General features: G+C 53.4%; 13 protein-coding genes. 6 read left to right on the top strand and 7 right to left on the bottom strand.

Features of this window, described 5'->3' with window-relative positions:
* The first annotated feature begins 1 nt into the window (after position 1).
* From B3Z23_RS16725 to B3Z23_RS16710, 4 genes are read left to right on the top strand one after another with little or no spacing between them, the layout of a single operon-like run.
* Entirely contained in the window at positions 2 to 901 is a 900-nt protein-coding gene (locus B3Z23_RS16725) for an ABC transporter substrate-binding protein (RefSeq protein WP_294912293.1), read from the top strand.
* Positions 898 to 1809, top strand: coding sequence for an amino acid ABC transporter permease (locus B3Z23_RS16720; protein ID WP_038023283.1), 912 nt, complete (start codon positions 898 to 900; stop codon positions 1807 to 1809). The genes B3Z23_RS16725 and B3Z23_RS16720 overlap by 4 nt, the downstream gene beginning before the upstream one ends.
* Entirely contained in the window at positions 1802 to 2563 is a 762-nt protein-coding gene (locus B3Z23_RS16715) for an amino acid ABC transporter ATP-binding protein (protein ID WP_294912292.1), read from the top strand. The genes B3Z23_RS16720 and B3Z23_RS16715 overlap by 8 nt, the downstream gene beginning before the upstream one ends.
* A gap of 27 nt (positions 2564 to 2590) precedes the next feature.
* Positions 2591 to 4897, top strand: coding sequence for a molybdopterin-dependent oxidoreductase (locus B3Z23_RS16710; protein ID WP_294912291.1), 2307 nt, complete (start codon positions 2591 to 2593; stop codon positions 4895 to 4897).
* A 24-nt stretch (positions 4898 to 4921) separates the two neighbouring features.
* Here B3Z23_RS16710 and B3Z23_RS16705 read toward each other — a convergent pair whose 3' ends face one another.
* The 3 genes from B3Z23_RS16705 to B3Z23_RS16695 are packed head-to-tail and all read right to left on the bottom strand — an operon-like array spanning position 4922 to position 7950.
* Positions 4922 to 6241 (bottom strand): MmgE/PrpD family protein, encoded by a 1320-nt coding sequence (locus B3Z23_RS16705; RefSeq protein ID WP_294912289.1) that lies wholly within the window; start codon positions 6239 to 6241, stop codon positions 4922 to 4924.
* Entirely contained in the window at positions 6238 to 7395 is a 1158-nt protein-coding gene (locus B3Z23_RS16700; protein ID WP_294912287.1) for an amidohydrolase, read from the bottom strand. The genes B3Z23_RS16705 and B3Z23_RS16700 overlap by 4 nt, the downstream gene beginning before the upstream one ends.
* 12 nt (positions 7396 to 7407) lie before the next feature.
* Positions 7408 to 7950, bottom strand: coding sequence for a GNAT family N-acetyltransferase (locus tag B3Z23_RS16695; protein ID WP_294912286.1), 543 nt, complete (start codon positions 7948 to 7950; stop codon positions 7408 to 7410).
* Between the two features lie 259 nt (positions 7951 to 8209).
* On the opposite strand from B3Z23_RS16695, the gene B3Z23_RS16690 reads away from it, so the two are divergent.
* Positions 8210 to 9280: an iron-containing alcohol dehydrogenase family protein gene (locus tag B3Z23_RS16690; RefSeq protein ID WP_294912284.1), complete on the top strand. Its 1071-nt coding sequence runs from the start codon at positions 8210 to 8212 to the stop codon at positions 9278 to 9280.
* Between the two features lie 42 nt (positions 9281 to 9322).
* Positions 9323 to 10627: an LLM class flavin-dependent oxidoreductase gene (locus B3Z23_RS16685; protein WP_038023264.1), complete on the top strand. Its 1305-nt coding sequence runs from the start codon at positions 9323 to 9325 to the stop codon at positions 10625 to 10627.
* A gap of 55 nt (positions 10628 to 10682) precedes the next feature.
* Here the strand turns inward: B3Z23_RS16685 and B3Z23_RS16680 are convergent, their stop codons facing one another.
* The 4 genes from B3Z23_RS16680 to B3Z23_RS16665 are packed head-to-tail and all read right to left on the bottom strand — an operon-like array spanning position 10683 to position 14088.
* Positions 10683 to 11378, bottom strand: coding sequence for an ABC transporter ATP-binding protein (locus tag B3Z23_RS16680; RefSeq protein ID WP_038023262.1), 696 nt, complete (start codon positions 11376 to 11378; stop codon positions 10683 to 10685).
* Complete coding sequence (locus B3Z23_RS16675) at positions 11371 to 12153, bottom strand: ABC transporter ATP-binding protein (protein ID WP_294912281.1); 783 nt, start codon at positions 12151 to 12153, stop codon at positions 11371 to 11373. The genes B3Z23_RS16680 and B3Z23_RS16675 overlap by 8 nt, the downstream gene beginning before the upstream one ends.
* The gene (locus B3Z23_RS16670; RefSeq protein ID WP_294912279.1) at positions 12140 to 13189 is read right to left on the bottom strand and encodes a branched-chain amino acid ABC transporter permease; all 1050 of its coding nucleotides are present in this window, start codon (positions 13187 to 13189) and stop codon (positions 12140 to 12142) included. The genes B3Z23_RS16675 and B3Z23_RS16670 overlap by 14 nt, the downstream gene beginning before the upstream one ends.
* On the bottom strand, positions 13189 to 14088 hold the full coding sequence (locus tag B3Z23_RS16665) for a branched-chain amino acid ABC transporter permease (protein WP_038023257.1): 900 nt from the start codon (positions 14086 to 14088) through the stop codon (positions 13189 to 13191). Before B3Z23_RS16665 ends, B3Z23_RS16670 begins: the two co-directional genes overlap by 1 nt.

Raw genomic sequence — 14088 nt, 5'->3', positions numbered from 1 at the left:
GGTGAACAGATTTTTAAAAGGAATAGCTGTCGTCGTGTCAGCACTCAGTGCGACCACTGCTCTGGCAGCCGATCTCTCAGTACCGACCCACAGTTCTATTCAGGTTAAGGAAGATCCTGCGCTGAATAAGCTATTACCGGCCGATATTGCTCAACGTGGTTATATTGTGGCAGCAACCAATCCCAATACACCACCCACCACGTTCTTTGAGACTGACAATAAAACCCTGGCAGGGCGTGAAATCGATGTGATGAATGCTGTAGGCCAGCGTCTGGGGATCCAGGTGCAGTGGCGTAACAGTGGTGGTTTTGACAATATCATCCCGGGCCTGAAAACCGGCCGATATGATGTCGCGCTTTCCAATATTAATGCCACCAAAACTCGTCTGAAACTGATTGATTTCGTCAGTTATTACGATGCCAGTAAGCTGGGGGTTATTTCACTGAAGTCTTCTGATATTAAGCCGTTCACTTCATTTGATGCACTGTGTGGCAGTCAGGTCGGTGCCGGTTCCGGGACCACCCAGGTGACCCGTCTGGAAGATGCCAGCAAACAGTGTCAGACCGAAGGTAAAAAACCTATCCAGGTGGCAGTGTTCCCGGATCGCCCGGCAGGCGTCCAGGCCGTGGTCAGCGGACGGGTACCTATGTTCCTGGGGCCCTATGAAGGTCTGGTCTGGCAGGTGAAACAGATTAAACCTGCCACCATCAGTGGTGTGTTAACGGTGAATGATGCACCGGTGTCGGTGGCTTTCCCGAAAGATTCTCCGTTAGAACCAGCAGTCCAGGCGGCGCTGAATTCTCTGATTAAAGATGGCTCCTACCAGAAGATTCTCGACCACTGGGGAATCGGTTTTGGTGCTGTGAAGCAGTCACTTCGTAATGAAGAGATCTTTAAATGAAATCAGTAACTGAACCGGCAGAAGAACTGAAAATTGTCGGTAAACGTTATTACGGTCGTTGGATTAGTGCACTGATCGTTCTGCTATGTATCGCGGGAATGCTCCAGTCAATGGTGAATAACCCGCGCTTTGAATGGCAGGTGATAGCCGATAACTTTACCGAAGCGTCGATCCTGCAGGGGGTATTAATGACCCTGCAACTGACCGTGATCTCGGTGGTGCTTGGATTCCTGTTTGGTACTCTGTTAGCGTTAATGCGCCTGTCATCGAACCCGGTGCTCTCTACCGTCAGCTGGGCCTATACCTGGTTCTTCCGTGGTGTACCGATGCTGGTTCAGTTGTTCCTGTGGTATAACGTCGCTGCGTTGTACCCAACTCTGTCCGTATCTTTGCCGGGGCTGGGTGAGTTATGGAGCGTAAAGTCTAATACGCTGATTAGTCCCTTCACCGCGGCAGTGATTGCCCTGGTGATGCACCAGTCTGCCTATGCCGCAGAAATTATTCGTGCCGGTATCCAGAGTGTGAGTAACGGCCAGATTGAAGCGGCCCGTGCGCTGGGCTACCGTCCGGCGCAGATCTTTCGCTATACCATTTTGCCCCAGGCGATGCGGGCCATCCTGCCTCCGGCGGGTAATGAAGTGATTGGTCAGTTGAAAACCACAGCGATAGTCTCGGTCATTTCCCTGCAGGATGTACTGTACTCGGCTCAGATCATCTATCAGCGCACTTACGAGGTTATTCCGCTGCTGCTGGTAGCGACGCTCTGGTATCTGCTGATGACGTCCGTGCTTTCCGTGGGGCAGTATTATATTGAACGTTATTTTTCCCGTGGGGTGACACGCCGTGAACCTTCGGGTATTGCTAAACTGCTGAGCCGGATGGCCCGCAAGGAGGTATCCCGTGGCTGAGGCAATTTACTTACGTAAAGTGACCAAGCGCTTTTCCGGCAACACCATTCTTAAACAGGTCGATCTGGATATCCCTGCCGGGTCAGTCACGGTCATCCTGGGGCCTTCCGGCTCAGGAAAATCAACACTGTTGCGTTGTATCAACCATCTTGAAAAACTGGATGGCGGTACAATCCGTGTCGGCGAAGAGCTGGTAGGGTATCACCAGAAAGGCCATACCCTGCATGAACGCAGCAACCGTGATATTGCCCGGCAACGCCGTGAAATCGGTATGGTATTTCAGCAGTTCAACCTGTTTCCACATCGTACAGTGTTGCAGAACATCATTGATGCACCGATGCGGGTCAAAAAGCAGGGGCGTCAGCAGAGTATTGATAAAGCACTGGAGTTGCTAAAGCAGGTAGGGTTGGCTGGGCGTGAAAACGAATGGCCACAAAACCTTTCCGGTGGACAGCAACAGCGGGTGGCGATAGCCAGGGCACTGGCGATGAATCCGGGGGTGATGTTGTTTGATGAACCGACCTCTGCCCTGGACCCCGAGCTGGTGGGTGAAGTGTTGCAGGTAATTAAGCAACTGGCACATTCCGGAATCACCATGGTGATTGTGACCCACGAAATCGGTTTTGCTAAGGAAGTGGCTGACAATATCGTGTTTATGGAATCAGGCAGCATTATTGCCGCCGGCCCGACCCAACAGGTACTTGATGATCCGCAAAACGGACGGGTACGAGAATTTATTGCAACGGTGCTTTAGGGCACCGTTTTTTTTACTGGCAGACTCATGAGCTCATCAAAGAAAATGCACAGCGCCCATTGGGGGGCGTTTCAGGCCGAAATGCAGGAGGGAGAAGTTCGGGTAACCCCTTTCCCCGGCGATCCGGACCCCAGTCCGTTACTGAATAACTTTTCCAATGCGCTGAATCATCCGGCTCGCGTAACCCAACCGATGGTGCGCCGGGGCTGGCTTGAACAGGGGCCGGGGCCGGACTCACGGCGGGGCAGTGATGAATATCTGCCACTCAGTTGGCCAGAAGCTATCGAACTGGTGAGTCACGAGTTAAAGCGGGTGAGTTCGGCTTACGGTCCTGAGGGCATCTTTGGCGGGTCTTATGGTTGGTCAAGTGCCGGACGTTTCCATCATGCCCAGAGCCAGGTACACCGCTTTCTGAATACGGCGATCGGCGGCTATGTACGGTCAGTGAACAGTTACAGTTCCGGTTCTGCCGCCGTACTGTTGCCGCATATTGTCGGTTCGATGGATGAGATTGCCCGTAAGGGTGTGAGCTGGCAGGAAATTGCCACGGATACCGACATCGTGATGGCGTTTGGCGGTCTGGCACTCAAAAATTCTCAGGTAGCCAGTGGTGGGATTAGTGAGCATACCGAACGTGGCTTTATGCGTCAGGCCGCGGCACGCGGCGCCCGGTTTATTTCGGTCAGCCCACTGGCCAGTGATTTGCCTGTTGAAGCAGAGGGCGAATGGTTGTCGATTATTCCCGGGACAGATGCGGCACTGATTATTGGTATCCTTGCTGTTCTCATCGAACGGCAACTGACCGACGAGGATTTTCTGGCGAAGTATTGTGTCGGCTGGCCAGCGATGGTGGCCTACATTCGTGGTGAAGAAGACGGCCTGCTGCGGGATGCGCATTGGGCGGCGGAAATTTGTGGAATCAGCGCCACAGAGATTATCACCCTGGCGCAACGTTTACACGGGAAGCGGGTACTGATTACCGTTGCACATGCACTGCAGCGTTCTCAGCACGGAGAACAGCCGGTATGGCTGGGACTGGTCCTGGCTGCCGCCCTTGGTCAGCCGGGGTTACCCGGCGGTGGTTTTACCTATGCACTGGGTGCGCTGGGGCACTACGGCAAGCTGTTTAATCTGGTGAGCTTTCCTTCGCTTCCTCAGGGACGTAATGGTATTGACCGTTTTATCCCGGTGGCAAAAATTTCGGATATGTTGCTGCACCCGGGTGAGCATTTTCACTATAACGGTCGTCGCCTGACCTATCCTGATATCCGGCTGGTGTACTGGGCCGGCGGAAATCCTTTCCATCACCATCAGGACCTCGCCAGGTTGCGTCAGGCATTTTGTCGGCCAGATACGCTGATAGTGCATGAAACCGCCTGGACCGCCACTGCCAGACATGCTGATATTGTATTGCCAGCGACCATGACGCTGGAACGTGAAGATATCGGTGGTGCACCGACCGACCGGCATCTGTTTGCCATGCATCCGGTGGCAGAACCCCGTGGCCTGGCCCGCGATGATTTTGATATCTTTACTGATCTGGCGCGTGCGCTGGGCCGCGAGCAGGAATTTACTGAAGGGCGCACTTCTCAGCAGTGGCTGGAAATGATGTATGGTCAACTCAGAGATAAACTGGCTGCGTTACAGTACAGTTTGCCGGATTACCAGACGTTTCAACAATCGGGTATGGTCGAATTACCTCAGCACACCGAAAGTGGTCTGATGATGAAAGCGTTTCGTCGGGATCCTGTGGGGGCACCGCTGACCACTCCCAGTGGGAAGATAGAGATCTATTCTGCGACGATTGCCGGTTTTGGTTATGCAGACTGTCCGGGGCATCCGGTATGGTTAGCACCACAAGAGCAGGCGGTGGCCGGAGAATCCTGCTGGCTGATAGCTAACCAGCCAGCCACCCGGTTACACAGCCAGCTGGATTTTGGTAATTACAGTCAAAGCAGCAAACGTCAGAACCGCGAAGTCTGTTGTCTGCATCCAGAAGATGCCAGGGCGGCAGGGATCAGTGAAGGGGATATTGTTGAGTTGTATAACCCGCGGGGAACGGCACTGGCCTCTGCCAGCCTGACTACTGAGATTCGTCGCGGGGTCATTCAGCTTCCGACCGGTGCCTGGTATGACCCCGTGGAACCCGGTGCAGATAAACCGGTTTGCCGGCATGGTAATCCCAATGTGTTAACCCGGGATGTGGGGACATCGTCTCTGGCACAGGGCTGTACCGGACAGATCACCGTTGTTAAGGTGCGGAAGTTTAACGGAGAATTACCGCCAATGCAGGCGTTTATTCCGCCTGCCGGGGCTGTCGGTCAGACCGCCTGAGGCTGGCTCAGGCGGTAAGGTCGATTATGCCAGTAAGGCATCAATTAAACGGCTAAGTTGCCGGCGGTCAGTCAGCCGGCAATCGTCAACAACCTGCTGTCGGCGGTCTGCCGTTTCCTGCTGCAGTGCCAGAGCGAGTTTTTCCCGTACTTTCACCGGTTCTGCCAGCGACTCCTGTCGGGTTCGCCGGCAACTGAGCTGTCGTCCGTCGGTCAGAAACAGACTGACCTCATGAAAACGCAGTGCCGGATTAATGGCATCCGGTGGCGCAGTTTCGTCGGGTGTGCGACGCACTTTGTTGGCCAGGGCCATCACCTGTGGGTTGACCGGTCCTTCAGCAAAATCCACCATACGTAAATCATCGTACAGCAGCATCGCAGCGATAACATATTCCAGACTGAACCGGGCTTCGATACCGTTATCAGGATGGCGAACCGATGCCGCGATATCACCACCAGGCGGGAAGCTGACCGTGATGTTATCGGTTAATGTCAGTAAATGGTCGATGTTTCCCTGCTCACTTACCCACTGGCGACGAAGGATCCGTGCGGCTTCTGCGGCACTGTGAGTACCGCTGCAGGTGGCAAAAGGTTTAAATTCCAGCCCGGGTCCGGTGATACGCCAGGGCATTCCCCAGTCTGTCGTCAGTTTTTCGGGGAGCGCCTGATCATTGCTGGTAGCAGAAAGGAAAGCCTCAATCACTCCCCGGGGTTGCCCGTCAAATCCGGCCAGTGCCAGTTGAGTTGCTCTGACTGCCCGTTCAGCAGCCAGTCCGGCATGCAGTGGTTTTACCGCTGAACCAAACTCAGCTCTTAATCCACTGGCTTGCGTGGCAGCTATCCCCAACAACACACAGGTCTGAGCCAGAGTCGCCCGGCTGAGACGGGCCAGGGCTGCCGCTGCGGCCAGGGTGCCGAGTGTCGCGGTATTATGGTAGCCACGGGTATAATGTTGCTGGGTAGCGGCCAGCCCCAGTCTGCCGGCGGTTTCCACGCCGACGATATAGGCATCAAGAAACTCCTCAACGCTGTATGACGGCTGAAAACTGCACCAGGCAATCAGGGCCGGCAGAATCACCGTGGTGGGGTGGCCCCGGAAATCGGCATGGAAATCATCATAATCCAGGGCATGGCCCGCATAACCGAGTAACAGGGCACGCTGTGCAACGGTCTGCTCCGGATACACCTGTCTGAGTATCGGCAGACCGGAATCCGGAACCTGCTGATGCATCAGTGGCCAGCAGACGGCAATAAAATCACAGACCCCATCCCGTGCATCCTGCCGTGCCTGTTCGTCAGGCTGGCTGCCGATAATTTTCTCTGCCAGCCGTTCAGTGATGTTCACTGTGCGGACTCCTGCGGCAGGTTCAGTGCGCGTTCTGCCAACTGTGCCAGATAGTGTGAGGTCGGCAACAGCACCTGATCATTGATACGAAACGCCGGATGGTGCAGGGCATATTGCTCGCCGGTACCGACCATCACGAATGCTCCGGGTAGTTGCAACTGGTAGAAAGCGAAGTCTTCACCAATCGGGCTGGCTTCAACGACCCGGGCCTCAAAGCCACATTCAGCCGCCTGTTCCAGGGCAAAGTCAGCCCAACGGGCATCGTTAATCACCGAAGGAGGGCCAGCCTGCCAGTCGAGACTGATGTCGGCATCAAAGGCGGCGGCGAATCCATCCAGAATCGCACGAAAGCGTTTTTCAATCAGTTGCCGGGTATCCGGGGAGAAGGTCCGGACAGTGCCTTCCATCCAGGCACTGTCCGGAATCACATTCCAGGTGCTGCCACTGTGAATCTGGGTGATGGAAACCACCGCATTATCCGATGACGGTGCATTACGGCTAATCACCGTTTGCAGAGCACCGGTGAGTTGCCCGGCAATAATAATCGGGTCATTACCTTCATGCGGACGGGCGGCATGGCTGCCGATACCTTTTATTGTGATGCTGAAGCGGTCAACCGAAGCTGTCAGTGCACCTGCTTTACTGCCGATGACCCCGGCCGGAAGTGTCGGGTCATTGTGCAGCCCAAAGATGGCGAAGGCTTCTGACAGTGCTCCGGTGTTAATAATGTCGGGTGCGCCCTGGCCGGTTTCTTCTGCGGCCTGAAACAGGATTCTGACGCGGCCTGGCAACGCAGCTTCATTTTTTTTCAGCAGAATAGCGGCACCCAGTGCAGCTGTGCTGTGAAAGTCATGACCACAGGCATGCATTACGCCAGGGTTTTCTGAACGATAGTCTACGCCCGATTGTTCTTCGATGGGCAGCGCATCGATGTCTGAACGCAGCACCACCAGAGGCCCGCTGGCGGGACCCACTTCGGCGACCAGTCCCGTTTTCAGGGGGAGGTCCAGCACACGGATATCATGTTGCTCCAGTTGCCGGCGGATTCGTGCCGTTGTCTCAAATTCCTGATTTGAGAGTTCAGGAAAACGGTGCAGTTCATGGCGAAAAGCAATCAGGCTTTCGGCGAACAGGTCTTCAGTAATATCAGTCATTGTGTTCTCCGGTTATTTTTTTCCGTCAACAGGCACCTGACGTGTCAGCCAGCGCTGGTGGGCGGCTTCATCCAGGACTTTTTTCATATACAACGTAATATGGCCTTTGCCCAGGTCAGCCTGGTGCATGGGCACGAAGCCTCGCTTCTGATACATCTCAATCAGCCACGGATGGTTGGTCGCAGTTCCCAGAGAAACCGCCGGAGCACGCAGCTGGCCTGTCAAAATTTCCTGCTCAAGGAGTTGCAGTATTTTACTGCCATAGTGCTTGCCGGGATGCTCCGGATGGGCAGCAAACCAGCCGATATGCGGCAAACCAAAGGGGCCGGGCAGCGGGCCCCATGGATAACGGATAGTGACAGAAGCGACCATCTGGTCATGCTGGTAGAGTCCGTAAACCCCATGATTTTGCAGGTGTAGCAGGGCTTTTTCACGATTCGTGGTGGCGGCATCGAAGTGGATTCCCATCGATATTGTTGGCGCATAGGCGGCCAGCACCAGTGCAAGATAGCTGTCTACCTCGTCGTCTTTGACCTGGCGGAAAGTAAGGCTCATGGTTATTTCCGGGATTATGAAAAAAAAAGAGTATAACAAAGCGTGGGGAGGAGAGATTAACAGTAAAGTGAACCGCAGCTATATATAAAAAAGGTATAAGCTAATTCCATTTTGGAAAGTCAGTCAGGCCGCTTTTCATTGCGTAAATAGCCAGTTACCGTAGACTATACTGCATCTCCGGTGTACCCCTGTCAGGGGTACTTCAGCTTAGTTACCATCGTATGTCGGTGGTCTGCAATAGTGTGTTCAGGGTGACCCCGTGTTAGCAATCAAATCTCCAAATGGTTATTTTCAGGAGCCCGGTCTGCGTACCCAAACCGGAAGCTATCTGAAAGCTTTTTCCTCCGAAGTTCGCATTATCAGCTCCCCGGCGGCCTGGAAGGCGGTCAATCCTGAACTGAGTCATAGCCTGGAAGAGCAGGGTATTCGTTGGCAACTGGAATATCTGAACGGAGAATGCACTCAGCAGGCGATTGATACTCTTCAACAAAATGTGCTGGCGCAGGGCGCCGGAGTGTTACTGGGTATTGGTGGTGGCCGTGTGATGGATGCGGCAAAAGCCGCGGGGGCTGCGGTTCCGGAAGTCAAAGTGGTGAACATGCCTACTCTGGCGGCGACCTGTGCCGCCTGGTCCCCGGTCAGTATCATTTATGATGATCAGGGCGGTCATTTGCGCAGTCAGTTATTGCCCGCCATGCCCGAACTGGTACTGGTCGACAGCGAGGTTATTGCCCGCTCTGATGTTCGTTACCTGAAGGCCGGTATGGTGGATGCGTTGGCGAAATTGTTTGAGTTCCGTCCTTACCAACTCAACAATCCTGACAACCTGTCGCTGCAACTGAAAATACTGCCGGCACAGCAGGCGTTGGAAATATTTAAACAGTATGGTGATCAGGCCATTGCTGATAACCAGGCCGGGGTGGTGACTCCGGCACTGATTAAAGTGATTGAGGCCAACATCGTCTATGCCGGACTGTCGAACAGTGTACGCGATACTCTGGCGACCCCCGGATTTGCCCATGCTATCCATAACCGGCTGACTCATCAGCCGGAACTGCATCACTGGTTGCATGGTGAAAAAGTCGGTTTCTGCCTGCTGATTCAGTCACTGATTGAAAATAACGGTCAGGCTGATGCAGAGCTGGTGGAATTATTGCAACGTTACTCTGCACCATTGAAACTTCCGGCATTTGCGGAGGACCGGAAAGCGGTCATCCGTACCCTGGCGGGCGCAGTACGCTTCCCGGAACGCAGCGCCGCTATGCTGCCGTTTGAGATTTCACCAGCCTCGCTGGAAAAGGCTTTTTTACTGGCCGATACCCTTTTTTAACCACCGCTATGCGGTGATGAATGTGACAAACAGGAATGATAAATGGACAGTTCAACAACTCAGCGTCGTCTTCGTCTTGGCCTCTTTGTTCAGCCCGTGGGACATCATGTCAGTGGCTGGCGGTTAACCGAAAACCTTGGTTCACCGACCGATATCGACTGGCTGATTACTCTGGCGAAAAAGGCCGAAGCAGGGACTTTTGATCTGTTTTTTGTCGGTGACGCGCTGGCAACCAGTATGTATCGCCTGCCCTCTACCATGGCACGCCTGGAGCCGCTCACGCTGCTGTCTGCGCTGGCAGTGAATACCCGGCGGATTGGTCTGGCGGCTACCGCATCCACCACTTTCAGCGATCCCTTCACTCTGGCCCGCAGCTTTTCTTCGCTGGATCATATCAGCCGTGGGCGTGCCGCCTGGAATGTCGTGACCTCATTCTCTACCGATGTGGCGCGTAATTTCAGCCGTGAAGATATGCCTGACCACGCGCAACGTTACGGACGTGCCCGGGAATTTCTTGAGGTGGCTGATAAGTTATGGGCTGGCTGGGAAGAGGGCGCGGTACAGCCGGATCCTGCCAGTGGCCGCTATTTTATAGATGAAAAAATTAAGCCGATCGATCATCAGGGAGAACACTTCCAGGTGCAGGGGCCGCTGAATATTACCCGTTCGCCTCAGGGACGTCCGGTGATTATTGAAGCGGGCTCCTCTGCTGACGGCCAGAAGCTGGCCGCTGAAACGGCCGAAGTGGTATTTACTGCCGCGGCCAGCCTGGAAGAAGCTCAGACATTCTATCGCTCACAAAAAGATCAGGTGATTGCTGCCGGCCGTAATCCTGATCATGTAGTCATTATGCCAGGGGTGATGCCGATTGTTGGCCGGACCCGTGAAGAAGCTAAAGCATTGTGGAAAGAGCTGAATACGCTGGTGGATATTGATAACGGATTACGCCAGCTTTCATTACGGTTTGGTATGGATCTGTCGACTTATCCGCTGGACGGTCCGGTGCCGGAAGTTCCACTGGGTGAAGGCAATCAGAGCCGGGTGAAACTGATGACCGATATGGCAAAACGCGAAAATCTGACCTTACGTGAACTGGCCGCCATAGCTGCCGGATCCCGTGGGCACCGCGTGATTGTCGGGACTGCGGAAGATATTGCTGATGATTTCCAGCTGTGGCTGGAGCAGGGCGGGGCGGATGGCTTCAATGTGATGCCGGCGATTATGCCTGAGCAACTGGATCTGTTTATCGAACTGGTGATCCCGGAATTGCGTCGTCGTGGCCTGTTCCACGAAGATTATGAGTTTGCCACTCTGCGTGAAAACCTCGGATTGCCGGTGGTTGGTTAATTTTGCCTGGCGGGGCCAGACAGCCGGTGTGGTCGTCAATCACACCGGCATGCTCTCAGGCCCCCAGATACATCTTCTTCACTTCCGGATTTTTCAGAATATCCTGCGCATCGCCGGACAACACAATTTTACCGTTTTCCAGCACATAGGCGCGGTCAGCGATCCTCAGTGCTGCGGTGGCATTCTGTTCAACCAGCAAAATAGTGATATTGTCTTCCCGCAATTGGCGAATAGTGGCAAATAACTCGCCGACTATCTTAGGTGCCAGCCCGAGGCTGGGTTCATCCAGCATAAGTAATACTGGCTCACTCATCAGCGCGCGGGCAATGGCCAGCATTTGCTGTTCGCCACCGCTCATGGTGCCCGCCATCTGAGTGCGGCGTTCCTTCAAACGCGGAAACAGTTCAAACATCCGGTCTCGTAGTACGGTAAAACTGGCCAGATTATTGTAGGCACCCATCTTCAGGTTTTCTTCAATCGTCAGATTGGTAAATACCTTTCGGCCCTCCGGTACCAGCGCCAGCCCTTTACGGACAATGTTGTGGGTCTGGCTGCGGGAGATATCCTCATTAAGAAAACTGACCGAACCGGTCGATTTCACCATATTGATAATCCCGTTGAGTGCCGAGGTTTTACCTGCGCCATTACTGCCAATCAGGGTGACAATTTCCCGATCATTGACCTGTAAATCGATGCCTTTCAGTCCCTGAATCATGCCATAAAATACTTTCAGCTCGCGGGCATTAAGCATAACTGAGGTCTCCCAGATAAGCGGCAATCACTTCCGGATGGTTAATGGCCTCTGACATTAGCCCGCTGAATAAGGGTTTGCCATATTCAAGGACCATAACGCGTTCGCAGAGCGCATTAACAAAAGGCATATCATGTTCGATTAATAACACACTGAGCTGATAGTCTTTGCGCATCCGGAAAATTAATTTTGCCAGGTCTTCGGTTTCTTTGGGGTTCATCCCGGCGGCAGGTTCGTCAAGTAACAGCAGTTTTGGTGACGTTGCCAGGGCGCGGGCAATTTCCACTTTACGTTGGTTACCATAACTGAGGTTTGTCGCCTGCATATTGGCAAAATCAGCAATGCCGATATAGTCGAGCAGTGCCAGGGCTTTTTCCCGACTATGACGTTCCGCGGAGAAAAAGCGCCCGATACGTAATGCGGCTTCTGCCAGTGAATAACGGCTGGTGCGGTCCAGTCCAATCATCACGTTTTCCAGTACGGTCATCGAATTAAACAGGCGAATATTCTGGAAGGTCCGGGCAATTCCCCGTGCCACTACCTGGTTCGGTTTTAGCCCGGTCAGCGATTTTCCGGCCAGTACCACTTCGCCGGAGGTCGCCCGGTAATTGGTGGTGATAATGTTAAACATGGTGGTTTTACCCGCCCCGTTGGGTCCGATCAGACCGAAAATCTCAGCTTCTCTGACCTGAAAGCTGACATTGTCGATGGCCTTCAACCCCCCAAACTGAATACTGACATTTTTTACGTCAAGGATGACTTCAGGACTTTCCATGGCGCTTTCTCCCCGGACGAATTTGCCAGATCTCTTTCTTGCCCAGTAAACCTTCCCGGGCAAACAACATGATAATTAACAGGATCAGTGAAAATACCACCATCCGTAAGCCAGGATAGGAGCCGAGGTCATAACCAAACAGGTTCAGTGGCTGATCCAGGAAACGCAGCCATTCACCACTGCCAATCACAATAATCGTTCCGAGGATAGCGCCGGTAGTACTGCCGAGGCCGCCGAGAACGATGATAATTAACAGCTGGAAGGTCAGCATAAAATCAAACAGCCCCGGAGAGATGGTGGTCAGCAACGAAGCCAGCAAACCGCCGCCGATACCTTCGAAAAAGGCACTGGTAGCAAATGCACAGGTCTTAATCCTGAAGGTATTCACTCCCATGGCAATCGCCGCATCTTCGTCATCACGAATCGCTTTCATCATCCGGCCATATTTGGAACTGACCAGTTGCAGAATGATCCCTGTGGAAACGAGTGCCGCCAGCCCGCACCAGAACAGCAGGTGGGGTTGCTGAGGAATATCACTCAGGCCAATCGCTCCGTTGGTGATCTGTGGGTTATTAATTGCCAGAATTTTAATGATAAAGCCGAAACCCAGAGTCACGATGGCCAGGTAATCTCCCCGCACACGGAATACCGGAAACGCCAGACAGACGGCCAGTAACGCTGAACATACTCCGCTAATCAGTAAGGCGGGCAAAAAACTGGTATGCAGTGCGAGAATGAACTGGCTGGGGGACGCCATCTCGTACATGTCCAGCTTACTGTCACTGGTCAGTAACAGTATGGAGGTGACATAGGCCCCTACCGCCACAAAACCGTTCGGTTCCAGCGACAGTTGTCCCGTTACCCCATTGATCAGGTTATAACTGACGGCCAGAATCATAAAAATAAAAATAGTACTGATCACCCTGATAATGTAGTCATTAAACAGGGAGTTAATGGCAAATAATAACGCGATACCGATGGCAATGATCAGCAGGCTGCGGGCCACAGAGGCCGGAGCAGAAGTCGCTATTTTCATCAGAAACGGCTCCTTTCCAAACGTTCATCTCCCATAATCCCGACAGGGCGGAATAGCAGAACCAGAATCAGGAACATAAAGGCAAAGGCATCTTTATAACCTCCCAGTTCCGGGAACAGTGCCACTGCGACGACTTCGGTGAAACCGAGAATAAAGCCACCCAGTACTGCGCCGGTGACACTGCCTATTCCACCCAGCACTGCGGCTGCAAAGGCTTTCAGGCCAATTAATACCCCCATTAACGGATCGATAGTCGGATAGCTGATGGCATAAAACACCCCACCCAGTGCCGCCAGACTGCTGCCAAGCGCAAATACCAGCGAAATGATCCGGTTAGCATCAATGCCCATCAGGCGGACCGTGTTCACATCGAAAGCCACCGCGCGAATAGCCATGCCGTAGCGGGTGCGATACAGCAACCAGAGAATGGCACACAGCAACAACACAGTAATCACCGGAACCAGCCAGGCGACATTGGTAATGGTGATGCCACCCGGATTGATGGTCCGGTTGAAAAAATCCGGAGCCGAAAAGAAGCGGGTACTGCCACCGAACAGGACATTAAACAGATTCTCGAGGAAAAAGCTGACACCGATAGCGGTGATCAGCATTGAGATTTTCGATGCATTACGCAGGGGGCGATAAGCCACCCTGTCAATCAGCATCCCAAACAGACCACACAACATCAGCGTGAGGAATATGGCTACCCAGAAGGGTAGCCCGAGTGAAGAGAACAGAAATAACGTCAGGAAGGCACCTACCATCATGACATCAGCATGAGCAAAGTTAATTAAGCGCAGTACGCCGTAGACCATGGTGTAGCCGATGGCGATCAGAGCGTACATACCTCCCAGGCTCATCCCATTGACGACCTGCTGCAGAAAAATGGCACCATCCAT

The organism is Tatumella sp. UBA2305, assembly GCF_002345795.1.
In the GTDB taxonomy this organism is placed as follows: domain Bacteria; phylum Pseudomonadota; class Gammaproteobacteria; order Enterobacterales; family Enterobacteriaceae; genus Tatumella; species Tatumella morbirosei.
Note: the sequence above shows the minus strand (reverse complement) of the source record. Positions and strands in the feature narration are given on the sequence as shown.